Raw genomic sequence first — 16,624 nt, forward strand, 5'->3', positions numbered from 1 at the left:
CTTTCCGGAGCTAAACCTTCAGCCAAGCAACTGAATATTTTGATCGATGCGATCCTGAATGTTGCGCAAGGTCTCTTGTGTAATCAATCCTGGAAAACTCTGTTCAGCGACTGTGGCAAACTGGCTGGCCACCTGGCAAATACCGTCAATCATATCGCCTGCCCTGCCCTCAGGGACCTCTGCTTCAAGGGCTAGTTGGAGCATGTCCTTGCGACTGACTGCCAGGGCCTCTCCCATCACATCCATCTGGTGATACCCGCCGGGGCCCTCGCAAAACGTCACATCGTAGGCCGGCGCCAATTTCCAGGCCCCGGAGCGCGACATCACATAGGCGAAATTTTTGGGGTGATCGTCCCGATTATTAAATGCGACGTTGAAAACCACCCGCTCAAACGCTAGCGTTTTCTCTCGGACGTCGTTGGTGCACATTTGTGTCGCACGCAGGAAGTTGACGTAATCCAGAACACCTGGCGTCTGGAAGTCCGCCCCGGTAAAGGCCGCAAGGCTCTGCATCGGTACACGCAGGCCGTCCTGGCGATCGAAGCGCTTGGTGGCGAAGGCCGCCAGCCCGTTGGGCAAGCTGAAATAATGGGTGTCCGGGGTCTGGATGCCACACAGGCGCAAGCACTCGGCATAAACCATTTCAATCGCGCACACCTCGGGGTGTTCGTCCTTCGCCGGGAATTTCACCAGCCAAGCTTCAAAGCCTCGCACTTGCGCAGTGGTAAAGACTCCGGTCCGATTATCCCGATAGAGCAGTGCCTTTGGCCGAGCTCCCTGAGGAGAACCGCCCACCTGCAGCAGTTTCTGCAGGAATTCCCCGCCTTCGCCATTGAGAACTTCCTGCACCTCAGCCGCTAAGAGGTCCAGGGATACAGGTTCTTCGTTTGGCATCACTTCGGGTTCGACGGGCTCGAACGACATGGCGCCCATCGCACTGTCGCCAACAAACGTCAGGCGCTCAAGAGGCCCGATTCGCGCCGGGTTGAGTCGACGACGCCTGAACAGACGGTCCATCAACAGCATGCCCCAGCCGTCAGGCAGAGAATCGTAGACCGGCCCCGGCAAGCCCAACTGATGGCTGGGGAACCCTCTGCGCAGCTTGTCTCCCAGCAATGGAAGCAAATAGGACGACAGCTCCAGGCCCCGCTCCTTCGCTTCATTGCTGTACTCGAACACAATCTGCGGCCGACCGGTCAAGGCAGTCGTGGACACTAGCGAACCCCACAGCCAACGTTCGCCCCAGCCGGTGTAGTAAACGTCAACCTGCTCAAGCATTGTCAGGCTTCCTCTTGATTCGTGAACGCGTGGCACTGGCTTCGTAGCGGCGAATGTCATCAAGGCTTTCCAGCTTGGGCAGGAACAGTCCTTCGAGGTCTTTGGTTCGCCCAAGAACCATCGCCACGCGGACCAGGCTTTCGAACCCCACATTGCGTCCAGCTTCCAGGTTGGACACAGTATTGGTGCCGATTCCGGCGCGCCCGGCCACATCAGCCTGAGTCATCTGCTGCGCTAACCGTTCGGTACGCAGGCGTGCGCACAGTCGCCTGACGATCTCCTCCGGTTTGCTGAAGCTTAAATCCAACATAATGTGTCTTCCGGCGCAGGAGCGCCTAAATCTGCAGTGATGAGGTTTAATTAAAAAGCTGACTTAATTCCTTTATTCTGGTCTTTATATCGGAAGAACACAAATTAGACACAGAATAATGGAGTTAATCCATCTCGCGCCCGCCTCCACCCTTACACGCCCCGCAACAAACAATCTCCATCAAGCGTATTGATAGCCACCTAACGAAAGGTGCATGCTAGAGGGCTTCGTCCGGTCTTATATCATTCCGAATGATAGTTACCTTCGCTTCATTCGATTCGTGCGATACAACCCTGCCGATCATCATCCGTCCATTCTCAATACATTGGCGGATGCATCCATGGAACAGTCACTCAAACATTTGCGCTTCCCGTTGGCCGTGCTGGCCGTACTGGTGATGAGCGCCTGCGGCAAGGCGCCGGAGACAGCGGCCGCCATGCCTGCTGCAAAGGTCAGCGTTGCCAAGGTGCTGGAGCAGCCAGTCAACGAATGGGACGAATTCACCGGGCGCCTCGAAGCACCGGAGACCGTTGAAATTCGTCCGCGGGTTTCCGGGCAGATTGATGAAGTTGCCTTCACCGAAGGCGCGTTGGTGAAGAAAGGTGACCTGCTGTTCCAGATCGACCCGCGTCCGTTCCAGGCAGAGGTCCGCCGCCTCGAAGCCCTGGTTGCTCAATCTCGCGCCAACGCCACCCGCAGTGAAAACGAAGCCCAGCGCGGTGAGCGCCTGCGCAGCAGCAATGCGATTTCCGCCGAGCTGGCCGATTCGCGCACCAGTGCTTCGCAAGAAGCCCGCGCAGCGGTCGGTGCCCTGCAAGCGCAGCTCGACCTGGCCAAACTGAACCTCAGTTTCACCCGAGTGACCGCGCCCATCAGCGGTCGCGTCAGCCGTGCGGAAATCACCGCCGGCAACCTGGTGACCGCCGATACCACGGCGCTGACCAGCGTGGTGTCCACCGACAAGGTCTACGCCTATTTCGATGCCGATGAGCGTGTGTTCCTCAAATACACCCAGCTCGCTCGCCAGGGCAAACGCGGCGCAACCACTCCGGTGTACCTCGGCCTGTCCAATGAAGAAGGCAACCCGCATCAGGGCGTGATGAACTTCGTCGACAACCAGGTCAACCCGAAAACCGGCACCATCCGTGGTCGCGCGGTCTTCGACAACACTGACGGCGCCTATACCCCGGGCCTTTATGCGCGGCTGAAACTGGTCGGCAGCGGCACCTACTCTGCGGTGTTGATCAACGACGAAGCGGTCGGTACTGATCTGGGCAAGAAGTTCGTGCTGGTGATGGATGGCGACAACAACACCGCTTACCGTTCCGTTGAGCTGGGGCCGAAGATCGAAGGGTTGCGCATCGTGCGCAGCGGCCTGAGCAAAGATGACACGGTGATCGTCAAGGGCCTGCAACGGGTCCGTCCCGGCTCCCCGGTGACGCCTGAAGTGATCCCGATGGCCAGCGAGCAAACCCTCGCGGCACTCGCCCAACAACGACAAGCGCTGGAAGCCAGCAACCTGCCCCAAGTCGCACCTGCCAAGGTCGCGCCGGGTTCGGTTGTGAAAGTGGCTGCCGCGACTCCACGCGGTTAAGGGACGACAACTCCGATGAATTTTTCCCAATTCTTCATATCCCGGCCGATCTTTGCAGCGGTACTGTCGCTGCTGATCCTGATTGCCGGTGCGATCTCGCTGTTCCAGCTGCCGATCAGCGAATACCCGGAAGTGGTGCCGCCGACTGTCGTGGTCCGTGCCAACTTCCCCGGCGCCAACCCCAAAGTCATCGGCGAAACCGTGGCGGCTCCCCTGGAGCAAGCCATCACCGGCGTCGAGAACATGCTGTACATGTCCTCGCAGTCCACCGCCGACGGCAAGATCACCCTGACCATCACCTTTGCCCTGGGTACCGACCTGGATAACGCGCAGGTGCAGGTGCAGAACCGCGTGACCCGGACCGAGCCCAAGCTTCCCGAGGAAGTGACGCGCATCGGTATCACCGTGGACAAGGCCTCGCCCGACCTGACGATGGTTGTGCACTTGACCTCCCCAGACCAACGCTACGACATGCTGTATCTGTCCAACTATGCCCTGCTCAACATCAAGGATGAGCTGGCGCGCCTGGGCGGTGTCGGTGATGTGCAGCTGTTCGGCATGGGCGATTACTCGCTGCGGGTATGGCTGGATCCGAACAAGACCGCTTCGCGTAACCTCACCGCTACCGATGTGGTCACCGCGATTCGTGAACAGAACCGCCAGGTTGCTGCCGGTGCCCTGGGCGCCCCGCCCGCTCCGAATGCCACCGCGTTCCAGTTGTCGGTCAATACCCAGGGCCGCCTGGTGTCCGAGGAAGAGTTCGAGAACATCATCATTCGCTCCGGCGAAAACGGTGAGATCACTCGCCTCAAGGACATCGCCCGGGTAGAACTGGGTTCCAGCCAGTACGCCTTGCGTTCTCTGCTGAACAATCAGCCGGCGGTGGCGATCCCGATCTTCCAGCGTCCGGGTTCGAACGCGATCGACATCTCCAACCAGGTCCGCGACAAGATGGCGGAGCTGAAGAAAAACTTCCCGGAAGGCATGGACTTCAGCATCGTCTATGACCCGACGATTTTCGTGCGCGGCTCCATCGAGGCGGTGGTTCACACCCTGTTCGAAGCACTGATCCTGGTTGTCCTGGTAGTGATTCTGTTCCTGCAAACCTGGCGCGCCTCGATCATTCCGTTGGTGGCGGTCCCGGTATCGCTGATCGGTACGTTCGCGGTGATGCACCTGTTCGGCTTCTCGCTGAACGCCCTTTCACTGTTCGGCCTGGTATTGGCCATCGGGATCGTGGTGGACGACGCCATCGTGGTGGTGGAGAACGTCGAACGAAATATCGGACTGGGGCTGACGCCGGTCGAGGCCACCAAGCGCGCCATGCGTGAAGTGACCGGGCCAATCATCGCCACCGCGCTGGTGTTGTGTGCGGTGTTCATTCCGGCTGCGTTCATCTCCGGTCTCACCGGGCAGTTCTATAAACAGTTCGCCCTGACCATTGCGATCTCGACCGTGATCTCGGCCTTCAACTCGCTGACCCTGTCACCGGCGTTGGCGGCGGTGTTGCTCAAGAGCCATGACGCACCCAAAGACCGCTTCTCCCGGGTACTCGACAAACTGTTCGGCGGCTGGTTGTTCCGTCCGTTCAACCGCTTCTTCGACAAGGCCAGCCACGGTTATGTCGGCACGGTCGCCCGGGTTATCCGCAGCAGCGGCATCGCCCTGATCCTGTACGCCGGCCTGATGGTGCTGACCTTCTTTGGTTTCGCCAACACGCCTACCGGTTTTGTGCCCGGCCAAGACAAGCAATACCTGGTGGCATTCGCCCAACTGCCGGATGCGGCGAGCCTGGATCGCACCGAAGACGTGATCAAGCGCATGTCCGACCTGGCCCTGAAACAGCCTGGCGTGGAAAGTGCGGTGGCCTTCCCTGGCCTGTCGATCAACGGGTTCACCAACAGCCCGAACGCCGGCATCGTGTTCGTCACGCTCAAGCCGTTCGATGAGCGCAAGGACCCAAGCATGCCGGCCGGTGCGATTGCCGGTGCGTTGAACGGCCAGTTTGCCGGAATCCAGGAAGCCTACATGGCGATCTTCCCGCCGCCGCCGGTACAAGGCCTGGGCACCATTGGCGGTTTCCGCCTGCAGATCGAAGACCGGGGTAACCTGGGCTACGACGAGCTGTACAAAGAAACCATGAACATCATCAACAAGAGCCACAACGTGCCGGAACTCGCCGGCCTGTTTACCAGCTACACGGTGAACGTGCCCCAGGTCGATGCTGCCATCGACCGGGAAAAAGCCAAGACCCACGGCGTGGCGGTCAGCGACATCTTCGACACCCTGCAGATCTACCTGGGTTCGCTGTATGCCAACGACTTCAACCGCTTCGGCCGCACCTATCAGGTCAACGTCCAGGCCGAGCAGCAGTTCCGCCTCGAACCGGACCAGATCGGTCAGCTCAAGGTGCGTAACAACAAAGGCGAGATGATCCCGCTGGCGACGTTCATCAAGGTCAGCGACACCTCGGGGCCGGACCGCGTGATGCACTACAACGGCTTCATCACCGCTGAAATCAACGGCGCGGCAGCCCCTGGCTACAGCTCCGGCCAGGCGGAAAAAGCCATCGAGAAACTGCTCAAGGAAGAACTTCCGAACGGCATGACCTATGAATGGACCGACCTGACTTACCAGCAGATTCTGTCCGGCAACACTGCGCTGTTCGTCTTCCCGCTGTGCGTACTGCTGGCCTTCTTGGTGCTCGCGGCTCAATACGAAAGCTGGAGCCTGCCACTGGCGGTGATCCTGATCGTACCGATGACCTTGCTGTCGGCGATTGTCGGGGTGATTGCTTCGGGGGGCGACAACAACATCTTCACCCAGATCGGCTTGATCGTTCTGGTGGGACTGGCCTGTAAGAACGCGATTCTGATCGTCGAGTTCGCCAAGGATAAACAGGAAGAAGGCATGAACCCGCTGGCCGCAGTACTCGAAGCCTGCCGCCTGCGTCTACGGCCGATCCTGATGACCTCCTTCGCGTTCATCATGGGTGTCGTACCCCTGGTGTTCTCCAGCGGCGCCGGTGCCGAAATGCGCCATGCCATGGGTGTGGCGGTGTTCTCCGGGATGCTCGGGGTGACCTTCTTCGGCCTGTTGCTGACGCCGGTGTTCTACGTGCTGATTCGTAACTTTGTGGAGCGCGGCGAACAACGCAAAGCGGCCAAGGCGCTCAAATTGGAGGCGCAACAATGAGCCTGAAAGCCTTCCTGCCGAGCCTGCTGGTGCTGGCCCTGAGTGCCTGCGCCGTGGGCCCCGACTATCAGACCCCGGCGACTGAACCGGCACGCATCAGCAATGCCACCGATGGTGCTGCCGGCCAGAAAAACTTCGACCGCTCGCGCTTCGAAGGCATCTGGTGGCAGCAGTTCGAGGATCCGACCCTAAACCAGCTGGTGGTCCAATCGCTGCAAGGCAACCGCGACCTGCGAGTGGCATTCGCGCGCTGGAAAGCCGCCCGTGCGATCCGTGACGATGTCAGCAACGACGCCATGCCAACCATCACCAGTCGCGCCAGCAGCGACCTGGGCAAGGGGCAGATTCCGGGCCAGACGACCCAGCGGGTCAACAGCGAACGTTACGACCTGGGCCTGGACATGGCCTGGGAGATTGATCTGTTCGGCCGCATCCAGCGCAACCTGGAATCGGCCGACGCCGAACAGCAAGGGATCGAGGCCGATCTGTACCAGCTGCAGGTCACCATGATTGCCGAGCTGGTCGACTCCTACGGTCAACTGCGCGGCGCGCAACTGCGGGAAAAGATCGCCCTGGCGAACCTTAACAACCAGCAGGAGTCGCGCAAAATCACCATCAGCCTGCGTGATGCCGGCGTCGGCGATCAGCTTGATGTCGAGCGGGCCGATGCGCGCCTGGCCTCAGTAGAAGCCAGTGTGCCGCAGCTGCAGGCCGAGCAGGTGCGGCAGAAAAACCGTATCGCTACTCTGTTGGGCGAGCGCCCGGACACCCTCAGCGTCGACCTGAGCCCCAAAGATTTACCTGCCATCGCCAAGGCGCTACCGATCGGTGATCCGGGTGAATTGCTGCAACGCCGCCCAGACATCCTGAGTGCCGAACGCCGGCTGGCGTCGGCCACCGCGCGGATCGGTGTGGCCAAGGCTGATCTGTTTCCCCGGGTCAGCCTCAGCGGGTTCCTCGGCTTTACTGCCGGGCGCGGTTCGCAGATCGGCTCCTCGGCAGCCAATGCCTGGGCGCTGGGCCCGAGCATCACCTGGGCGGCGTTCGACCTGGGCAGCGTGCGCGCTCGTTTGCGCGGTGCTGACGCCGATGCCGAAGGCGCACTCGCGACCTACGAACAGCAAGTGCTGCTGGCCCTGGAGGAATCGGAAAACGCGTTCAGCGACTACGGCAAACGGCAACAACGGCTGATCTCGCTGATTCGTCAGAGTGAATCGAGCCGTGCGGCCGCCGACCTGGCGCAAATCCGCTACCGCGAAGGTACGGCGGACTTCCTCGTGCTGCTCGACGCTCAGCGTGAGCGTCTGGCCGCAGAGGACACCCAGGCCCAGGCCGAAGTAGATCTGTACCGCGGCATCGTCGCGATCTACAAGGCCCTCGGCGGCGGCTGGGCACCGGAGACGGTCGCCAGCCAGTAACAGTTTCAAGAGCCCCTTTGGTTGGCCGCAACCAACCAATTTTTTAGCCCCGCGCCTCATTCGGTCGCGGGGTTTTTTTTGTGCGCTGTTTTGGGAGTCGAATCGTATTCCTCTAGGAGTGAGCCTGCTCGCGATAGCGGTGGATCACACGATGGGGTACTGACTGTAAGTCCGCCATCGCGAGCAGGCTCACTCCTACAGGTGTTATGGGTGATGTTCAGGATCGGTGTTTTCCTGCACTGTCACGGTAGCCGTCGTCCCCGCCCTCAACCGGTTTTTCGCGGCGTAATCCGCGTCGATCTGAATACGAACAGGCACCCGCTGCGCCAGCTTGACCCAGGTGTAACTCGGGTTGATATTGGCCAGCAACCGTCCACCTGGCAGGTTCTCCCGGTCGGCGATGGCGAAGGCGATGCTTTGCACGGTGCCGCCAAAGGTCTCGCCGCTCATCAATTCAATCCTCACCCGATCACCCTCGCGGATCCGCGGCAACTTGGTTTCCTCGAAGTAGCCCGCCACGTAAAACGAATCACTGTCCACCAGCGCCAGCAATGCGCCGCCCGCCGCCGCATAGTCACCCTCGCGGGTCAGCAGGTTGGTGACATAACCACTGACCGGGGCGAGCACCTGGGTGCGCTGCAGGTCCAGTTCGGCCTGGGTCAGCGCCGCGATCGCCAATTGCACATTGGCCTGGGCCAACCCCAGGTTCGCCTGGTTGCGCAGCAGCTCGGCCTTCGCCACGGCCACCTCGGTACTGGATTTCTCCCACTCCTCCCCTGAAATGGCGAACCCTTCCTTGAGCTTGCGCCGGCGCTTCTCTTCGCTCTCACGCTGCTTGAGTAATGCCTCGCTGGACACGATAGTCGCTTCGGATTGGCCCAGGGTGGCCTTCGATACCTCCACCGCACGGCGGGCATGTTCAACAGCGAGGGTGTATCGGGCCGGGTCGATTTGCAGCAGCAACTGGCCCTTGGCAACGTGTTGATTGTCCTGCACGCCAAGACTGACGATGCGCCCCGCTACATCGGCGGATAAGGTGACCACGTCGGCACGCACCCGCGCATCCCGGGTCCAGGGCGCGCGGGTGTAGTGATCCCAGGCAAACCAGCCGAGTACGAAGGCCAGCAGGACCATTGCGAGGGTGGTTAAACGCGGCAGTATTTTCTTCAAGGGGTCAGGCTCCCATCACCAGAATCAGCGCGGCACACACGCACACATACAGCGCGCCTTCAAACAGCGCCTCGTGCCAGACGAAACGCAGTACGCCGATGCGCCGCAGGGCCCAGTCCAGGGCAATGAAAACCGCCAGGGCCAGTAACAAGGCCTGGGCGATAGGTGGCAGGTACACTCCGCCAATTTCCAGATCAATGGGCAAAATCGGCTACTCCATCCACGTCTACCGTTTGAAAATGCGCCTGGTGGCGCTCCAGGAACGACACCACGATCAGCAGCGCGACCCGCATGCGGAACACGCTCCACAAATGCTGATGCGCGCCTGAATGCAGGGTGTCCAGATAATCACCCAGGTGGTGCAGGCGACCCAGCACTGCGGCCACTTCGATGCCCTGGCGGCCGGCAACCAGCCGCCCGGTCTCACGCACGGTGGCCAGCAAGCGGCGCTGAACCTCGTCGCTCAGCAATGGATTGCCCTGCCCTTGTTGTCGTAGCTGGTTTAGCGCCACACCAAGTGCCATGCAGCCTAGGCTGAATTCGAACAATGCCCTGGAGGATTTGTCACTCGCCGCCGGCAGCAAACCGAGCATCGTGGTGACCCTGTCGACCATACGGCTCTCGAAGGCGAATTGTTGTTCATCGCTTGGCGGGGTTTTCAGCAAGGCGTACACCTGGGCCCGGTTCTCGAAGTACAGGCGGCGAATGCGCAAGGCCGGTCGGAACGGAAAGATCAGCGCATACACACTCAACGCCAGGGCCGTTGCGCAGATGTACGCGCCGGCGAATTCGAACCACTGGATGGCGGTGTTCTGGCCGACCCCGACATTCTGCGGGCCCAGCAGCAGGAAGGTCGATAATCCCAGGCCAATCCCGGTGCCTGTGGTGGGCGGGCTGGCCAGTCCCACCGCGACGGCATACAGCAAGGGCACCAGCAACAGAGCCAGCATTTCAAAATCGCTGATCATCGGCACCAGCATGAATTGATACAGCGCCGAGACCACCAGGGCCAATCCCAGCCCTCGGGCATAACTCTGCGCCGCCAACAGCGGTCGCGGGAATGTCGCCATCAACGAGCACAGGATACCGACCAGCACCATCGCGCCCCGGGCGCCATCCCAACCGCTTTCGATCCAGATCAGCCCCGCCACCGCCAATGCCGTAAACGCGCGCACCGCGTTCATGCTGGCCAGGGTGAAATCCAGATGCAGCGGATTATCCTGCCCACGGAACACGGAGCTGGCCTGGCGCTCCTCCTGGATGGCATCGCTCAGCTCCAGAATCTGCCCCAATTGTTCGAGCAGCCGCGCCTGCTCCCAGCGCAGCGACCAGGCCAGGGAGCGCAAATTTGCGGGCATCGTCTCGGTCAGTTGCTCGGCGCGATAGGCGAGCTCATCAAAACGCTGTTGCAGCAGGCTGAAATGCTGGCGGGATTGATCCGAAAGCGAGCGTCCCTTGAGGGCCAGTTCGTCGAGAAACTGCAGCTCTTGCGCGCGTATCTGCAAGATCTCTTCCGGCAGATCGCCCTCCCAGCGCTCGGTCAACAGTTGTCTCTGATGACGCAGCGCAGTCAGTCGTGAGGTCAGCAGCACCAGCTGGTTACCCAGCAGCTGCACGAGTCCGTTAGCGCTACGCAGGCGTGGTGCATCGAAATACAGGTGACGTCGCACCCCTTCCAGCGCGCTGATTTCGCCTAACAGCTGCATTTGCCGACGCTGGAAATCCGCCTCGCTTTCCTCGGTGCGGATCACTGCACCCGCGTGGGTGGCGAGCAGTTTGATCACCCGGTCGATCCGGCTGAAGTAGTCTCGGGCGACTGTCTCCGGGCGCGCCGTGAGCAGGCTGACCACGCAGACGCAGGCCACCGCCAGCAACGTCTCGGTCACCCGGGTGACGGCTAGCAGGAAGATTCCATCCTGGTCCGGCACCGCCAGCAAGGCCACCACCACCGCCGTGTAGCCGCTCAACACAAATGCCTGGGAACTGGTGTAGCGCAACAACGTGCCCCCGGCAGTGCACAGGGCCAGCCACAAGGCCAGGGTCAGGATGAATGGCAGCGGCGCCTGGGGAAAGATCGCCATGATCAGCACGGCGACCACGGCACCCAGCGTCGTGCCGATGACTTGGCCGAAACTGCGCGCCAGGGTCATGCCTCCAAGGGGTTGGCTGACGATGACCACCGCCATGATCGACCACTTCGGCTGATCCAGATCAAACAGGAATGCCAGGTACAGGGTTAACAGGCCGGCGACGATGGTTCTCAAGGCGAACAACAGCACCCCTCGTCCGGGGTTGAGCATTGCCTTGAAATATTCAAGCAGCGGCTGCATGGATAAGCTCGACTACGCATGTTCCAGCAAGCGTAGTCACTGCCGGCAGTCTGTCGACGCCTATGATTGAGACATGTCAGGGTTTGACTCCGGGCGCTGCCTGACCGAAGCTGACGCCTTTGCACAAGCTTGTCAGCAATGGATTCCTGCATGCCCCAGTCCCGCCGCTACCTGATCATCAGCCTCTGCGTGCTGTTCGCCGTCGTGCTTGCCTGGTTTTTCCTGCGCAGCACCACCCCCCAAGTCCCTCCTGCGATCAAGCGCGGTTACAGCGAAGCGCTGGAGCAGGCCCGCGCCGGCAAACCTGGCGCGGCGCGCGTGCTCTATCAACAACTGGCGCGCCCGGACATCTCTGACAAGCGGCGAATCTGGCTGCATGCCGAGCTGCCTAACTACCCAAGCTCGGTCGCCCTGAAACTGGCGGATGCGGACTTGCAGCATGAATCGCCTGCAGTGCGCGTGGCCGCCATCAAGAGTATTAGCGCCCTGGTGCCCAACGGCCAGCGCAGCCTGTTGATCGGGCCGTTGCTCGATGACGGCGATCAGGCCGTGCGCAATACCGCAGTCAATGCCCTGCTCGGCCTTTCGCCGGATGACCTTGGTTTGTATTTCGGGCCACTGGAACAGGCGATCGACGCCTGGGAGTTGGACTTGCAGGCTCAGCCGCCAAGTGCCGACAACTATTACCAGCTGGCTCGCCTGCACCTGCATAACGGTGACCTGAAGGAAGCACAGCAGGCTCTGGACAACACGTTGCGCCTGGCCCCCGCGAACCTGCCGGCATTGGTGATGCAGATCGATGTGCTGGACCGCCAAGGCCAGAGTGACGCCGCCCGCCTGCTGCTGGCCAAACAGCTCAAAGCCCAGCCGGACTCGGCGTACCTGCAGCATGCCCTGGGTATGTGGCTGTTGCATCACGGGCAAAGTGAGTACGCGGTGTTGGGGTTATCCAAGGCGGTCGAACTGGAGCCCGATAACAAGGACTACCGCTATGACCTGGCCACCACCCTGCATGATGAGCAGGAGCTGGAAGCGGCGCAGAAACAGCTGCAGGAGATCGTCCAACGCCACCCCGCCGACCGTCGGGCCCGGGTGTTGTTGATCAATTACTGGAAGGAAAGCGGCCAGTTGCAGAATGTGCAGATTTTGCTGGCGCAGCTTGAGCAGATGAATCCGGATGATCCGGCATTGCAGCAGGGGCTTTGATGCCGCGTACACCCCGCTTCCCGTAGGAGCCTGGCTTGCCAGCGATGGCGCCCCCAAGATCGCCATCGCCGGCAAGCCGGGCTCCTACGGATTTGAGTCGAGCCCAAATCCCGCATACATCCCGAACTCTGTAGGAGCAAAGCTTGCTCGCGATGGCGGCTATACATTCATCATTGATGCTGAATGACAAACTGCGATCGCGAGCAAGCTTTGCTCCCAAAATAGCCAAAGCCCAAAATTCAGCCAAAGCCCAAAATTTGCCAAAACCTGCAATCAGTGTGGAACCGTAGTGATGGCACAAGGTCAAGTGATCAGGCAGTCCGAGCAGGCACTTCAGGCCTGCGGCCTCGCTTCCCCTAGTCATGAGAGGGCTTTTTTTGTCTACATCTAACGAGTTGTTCAGTGCAAAGGCCGCCACCGGCATCGAGGGTCTGGATGACATCCTGGCCGGTGGATTGTCCCGCGGACATGTGTTTTTGCTGGAGGGTGAACCCGGAACCGGCAAGACCACGGTGGCTTTGCATTTTTTGATGGCCGGCGCTCGAGCCGGCGAGCGCTCGTTGTACATAACGCTCTCGGAAACCGAGCGAGAGTTGCGCCAAGGGGCGCGGTCCCACGGTTGGGAGCTGGATGAAAATATCCATATCTTCGAGCTGACCCCACCGGAAAGCCTGCTGAACGCCGAACACCAGCAGAGCCTGCTGTATTCCTCCGACCTGGAACTTGGCGAAGCTACCCGGCAGATTTTCGAAGTGGTCGAGCGCGTCAAGCCGACCCGCGTGGTGCTCGACAGTCTTTCCGAAATCCGCCTGTTGGCCCAGAGCTCCCTGCGCTACCGCCGGCAGATCCTCGCCATCAAGCACTACTTCGTGCGTTACGACGCTACCGTCGTGCTGCTGGACGACCTGACCACAGAATCCTTGGACAAGACCGTGCACAGCGTGGCTCACGGGGTGATTCGCCTCGAAGAGCTGACGCCCAACTATGGCGCCGAGCGCCGGCGGATTCGGGTGGTGAAATACCGCGGCCAGAAGTACCGCGGCGGTTACCACGACTTCACCATCATGGGCGACGGTGTGCATGTATTCCCCCGCCTGGTGGCGGCTGAACACCGTGGTAAGTACATTCGGACGCAATTGACCAGCAGCATCAAAGAACTTGATGCGCTGCTCGGCGGCGGTATCGAAACTGGTTCCAGTACCCTTATCTTGGGCCCGGCGGGTACCGGCAAGTCGCTGATCTCGATGATCTTTGCCTCAGCGGCAGTGCTGCGCGGGGAAAAGGCCGCGCTGTTTATTTTCGACGAAGAGCTGGGGCTGCTGTTCGAGCGCATGAAGAACATGGGCATCGACCTCAAGGCCCTGCAGGACACCGGCAACCTGCTGATCGAGCAGGTAGACGCGGCCGAGCTGTCCCCTGGCGAGTTTTCCCACCGGGTGCGCCGCTGCGTCGATGAGCGCGGAATCAAGACTGTGGTCATCGACAGCATCAACGGCTATCAGGCCGCCATGCCCGAAGAGAATGCGCTGGTGCTGCATATGCACGAATTGTTGCTGTACCTCAACCGCCAGGGGGCGGCGACATTCATGACGGTGGCCCAGCACGGCCTGGTTGGCGACATGCAGGCACCGGTGGATATCACCTACCTGGCCGACACGGTCATCCTGCTGCGCTATTTCGAAGCGCTGGGCAAGGTTCGACGGGCGATTTCGATCATCAAGAAACGCACCGGCAGCCACGAATCAACCATCCGTGAATACCGCATCAGTGGCAAAGGCATGACCATCGGTGAACCGCTGGATGCGTTCCAGGGGGTCCTGCGCGGCGTGCCCACGTACATGGGGGCCAGCAAACCGCTGCTCGGGGATGACGCTCCGTGACGGCTCCGGTGGTAATGTCCGAGCGCGCGATCATTCTCGCGCCGCTGGGACGTGACAGCCAGATCGCCCTGATGATGCTCAACGAAGCTGGCTTTTGCGCAGTCATTACCCGCGACCTGCCGTCCCTATGCGATGAGCTGGTCCAGGGTGCGGGATTGTTGCTGATCTCTTCAGAGGCGTTGTTGGGCGGCGATCTCGGACCGCTGATGGCGCTGATTGAACAACAGCCTGCCTGGTCGGACCTGCCCATCGTGTTGCTGACCTATCACGGCGGTCCGGAGCAAAACCCGGCCTCGCGTTTTGGCCCGCAACTGGGCAACGTGACCTTCCTCGAGCGCCCTTTCCATCCGGTGACCTTGATCAGCCTGGTGACCACCGCATTACGCGGCCGCCGACGACAGTATGAAGCCAGGGATCGGTTGATCGACCTGAGCCAAAGCGAGCTGCGCCTGCAGACCACCCTCGAAACCCTGGAACAACAGGTCGAGGAACGCACCGCGCAGCTGCGCCACAACGAAGAAGTGCTGCGCCAGTCGCAGAAAATGGAAGCGGTGGGCCAGCTCACGGGCGGGATCGCCCACGACTTCAACAATATGTTGACCGGGATCATCGGCAGCCTGGAGCTGCTGCGCCGCCGACTGGCCCGTGGCCGCACCGAAGATCTCGACAGCCTGATCGACCTGGGCGTCACTTCGGCCAATCGTGCCGCCGGCCTGACCCACCGGCTGTTGGCGTTCTCGCGCCGGCAGTCGCTGGATTCCAAGCCGGTGGAGATGAATGCCCTGGTGGTGTCGATGGGTGAACTGCTGCAGCGCAGCATCGACGAAACCATTCAGCTGGACATGCAACTCGATCAGCGCCTGTGGGTGGCCGAGGCTGATCCGAATCAACTGGAGAGCGCCCTGCTGAACCTGGTGATCAACGCCCGGGACGCCATGCCCAATGGTGGCAAGCTGGTGGTCAAGACCAGCAACGAGCATCTGGATGCGGCTTTTACCGACGCACACCCCAACCTGGAGCCGGGCGACTACGTGATGCTCAGTGTCACGGATAACGGCTGCGGCATGCCACAAAGCACCATCAGCCGGGCGTTCGATCCCTTCTTCACCACCAAACCCATCGGCCAGGGGACCGGCCTGGGCCTGTCGATGATCTATGGGTTCAGCAAACAGTCACGCGGGCATGTCGCCATTAGCAGTGAAGTGGGCGTCGGCACCACCGTGAGCTTGTACCTGCCGCGTTTTGGCGGTGATGTCCCGCAGTACTGCCCGGTGGATGCACCCCATGCACCCTTTGCGCAAAATGGCGAAACAGTGCTGATCGTTGAGGATGACCCGGCGGTGCGAGTGTTGGTGAGCACGGTGTTGAGCGATCTGGGCTATGCCTATGTGGAAGCCGGCGACGCGGACAGTGCCCTACCGATTCTGGACTCGACGCAGCGCATCGACCTGATGATCAGTGATGTTGGGCTACCCGGAATGAATGGGCGGCAGCTGGCGGAAATCGGTCGGCAGTTCCGCCCTGGGCTCAAGGTGCTGTTTATCACCGGCTACGCCGAACACGCGGCAGTGCGCGGGGGGTTTCTGGACCCTGGCATGCAGATGATCACCAAGCCGTTCACCTTCGACCTGCTGACGGCGAAGGTGCGGGAGATGATTCATATCTGACACCGGACGATCTTTTGATTTTGTCTTATGTAGGAGCTGCCGAAGGCTGCGATCTTTTGATTTTTTTAACGTCAAAAGATCGCAGCCTCGTTGCACTCGACAGCTCCTACACAGCTCCTGCGCCGCTCCTATGAAAGCATGTCCTGCATCAACTCCTGCAACACATCCAGATCAAACGGCTTGCCCAAAATCGGGGCTTTACGGGTAATCGGGCTGTCCGTCTCGCGGATCTCTTGCGGGTAGCCGCTGATGAAGATCACCTTGAGTTCCGGTCGCAGCTTCACTGCGGGCTCGGCAATCTGCACGCCGGAAATGCCGCCTGGCAGGCGAAAGTCGGTGATCATCATGTCCAGGTGCGGTTTGCTGGCGAGGATGGCAAACGCTTGCTCACCGTTTTCCGCTTGCAGCACGCGGTAGCCCTCCCCCGATAAATAAGCGGACAACACCATCAATATCGAGGGGTCATCCTCGACGACAAGTACTACATCTTGCGCATCTTCACTCATGGGAAGCCTTTGTTCGGTCAATAGCTGCTGATACGACCCTGGGGTCGACCAGAGGTTGCGTTTATCTGGC

12 protein-coding genes are annotated in these 16,624 nt (G+C 60.6%); 6 read left to right on the forward strand and 6 right to left on the reverse strand.

The window, feature by feature from the left end; translation table 11 throughout:
* Window positions 1–18: 18 nt before the first annotated feature.
* The gene (locus ORL50_RS17410; RefSeq protein WP_266016749.1) at window positions 19–1,278 is read right to left on the reverse strand and encodes a type II toxin-antitoxin system HipA family toxin; all 1,260 of its coding nucleotides are present in this window, start codon (window positions 1,276–1,278) and stop codon (window positions 19–21) included.
* Window positions 1,271–1,588 (reverse strand): helix-turn-helix domain-containing protein, encoded by a 318-nt coding sequence (locus tag ORL50_RS17415; RefSeq protein WP_266016751.1) that lies wholly within the window; start codon window positions 1,586–1,588, stop codon window positions 1,271–1,273. Before ORL50_RS17415 ends, ORL50_RS17410 begins: the two co-directional genes overlap by 8 nt.
* 340 nt (window positions 1,589–1,928) lie before the next feature.
* Between ORL50_RS17415 and mexE the strand changes: the two genes are divergently transcribed.
* From mexE to ORL50_RS17430, 3 genes are read left to right on the forward strand one after another with little or no spacing between them, the layout of a single operon-like run.
* A complete protein-coding gene (mexE, locus tag ORL50_RS17420) occupies window positions 1,929–3,182 on the forward strand; it encodes a multidrug efflux RND transporter periplasmic adaptor subunit MexE (protein ID WP_266016753.1) in 1,254 nt (417 codons plus the stop codon).
* Between the two features lie 15 nt (window positions 3,183–3,197).
* Window positions 3,198–6,377: an efflux RND transporter permease subunit gene (locus ORL50_RS17425; protein WP_266016755.1), complete on the forward strand. Its 3,180-nt coding sequence runs from the start codon at window positions 3,198–3,200 to the stop codon at window positions 6,375–6,377.
* Window positions 6,374–7,795, forward strand: a complete 1,422-nt coding sequence (locus ORL50_RS17430; protein ID WP_266016757.1) for an efflux transporter outer membrane subunit — start codon at window positions 6,374–6,376, stop codon at window positions 7,793–7,795. Before ORL50_RS17425 ends, ORL50_RS17430 begins: the two co-directional genes overlap by 4 nt.
* Before the next feature lie 204 nt (window positions 7,796–7,999).
* Here the strand turns inward: ORL50_RS17430 and ORL50_RS17435 are convergent, their stop codons facing one another.
* The 3 genes from ORL50_RS17435 to ORL50_RS17445 are packed head-to-tail and all read right to left on the reverse strand — an operon-like array spanning window position 8,000 to window position 11,295.
* The gene (locus tag ORL50_RS17435) at window positions 8,000–8,965 is read right to left on the reverse strand and encodes an HlyD family secretion protein (protein WP_266016759.1); all 966 of its coding nucleotides are present in this window, start codon (window positions 8,963–8,965) and stop codon (window positions 8,000–8,002) included.
* 4 nt (window positions 8,966–8,969) lie between these two features.
* Window positions 8,970–9,170: a DUF1656 domain-containing protein gene (locus tag ORL50_RS17440; RefSeq protein WP_266016760.1), complete on the reverse strand. Its 201-nt coding sequence runs from the start codon at window positions 9,168–9,170 to the stop codon at window positions 8,970–8,972.
* The gene (locus tag ORL50_RS17445; RefSeq protein WP_266016762.1) at window positions 9,160–11,295 is read right to left on the reverse strand and encodes an FUSC family protein; all 2,136 of its coding nucleotides are present in this window, start codon (window positions 11,293–11,295) and stop codon (window positions 9,160–9,162) included. Before ORL50_RS17445 ends, ORL50_RS17440 begins: the two co-directional genes overlap by 11 nt.
* 150 nt (window positions 11,296–11,445) lie before the next feature.
* On the opposite strand from ORL50_RS17445, the gene ORL50_RS17450 reads away from it, so the two are divergent.
* The 3 genes from ORL50_RS17450 to ORL50_RS17460 all read left to right on the forward strand — a co-directional run bounded on the left by ORL50_RS17450 (window position 11,446) and on the right by ORL50_RS17460 (window position 16,048).
* The gene (locus ORL50_RS17450) at window positions 11,446–12,501 is read left to right on the forward strand and encodes a tetratricopeptide repeat protein (RefSeq protein WP_266016764.1); all 1,056 of its coding nucleotides are present in this window, start codon (window positions 11,446–11,448) and stop codon (window positions 12,499–12,501) included.
* Between the two features lie 377 nt (window positions 12,502–12,878).
* Window positions 12,879–14,381 (forward strand): ATPase domain-containing protein, encoded by a 1,503-nt coding sequence (locus ORL50_RS17455; protein WP_266016766.1) that lies wholly within the window; start codon window positions 12,879–12,881, stop codon window positions 14,379–14,381.
* 14 nt (window positions 14,382–14,395) lie between these two features.
* On the forward strand, window positions 14,396–16,048 hold the full coding sequence (locus ORL50_RS17460; RefSeq protein ID WP_266016969.1) for an ATP-binding protein: 1,653 nt from the start codon (window positions 14,396–14,398) through the stop codon (window positions 16,046–16,048).
* Between the two features lie 128 nt (window positions 16,049–16,176).
* On the opposite strand, the gene ORL50_RS17465 is transcribed toward ORL50_RS17460, so the two are convergent.
* Window positions 16,177–16,554, reverse strand: coding sequence for a response regulator (locus ORL50_RS17465; protein WP_247290224.1), 378 nt, complete (start codon window positions 16,552–16,554; stop codon window positions 16,177–16,179).
* Window positions 16,555–16,624: the final 70 nt, after the last annotated feature.

Origin of the sequence: Pseudomonas sp. RIT-562 (assembly GCF_026241895.1) — a bacterium.
Taxonomy (GTDB): Bacteria; Pseudomonadota; Gammaproteobacteria; order Pseudomonadales; family Pseudomonadaceae; genus Aquipseudomonas; species Aquipseudomonas mandelii_F.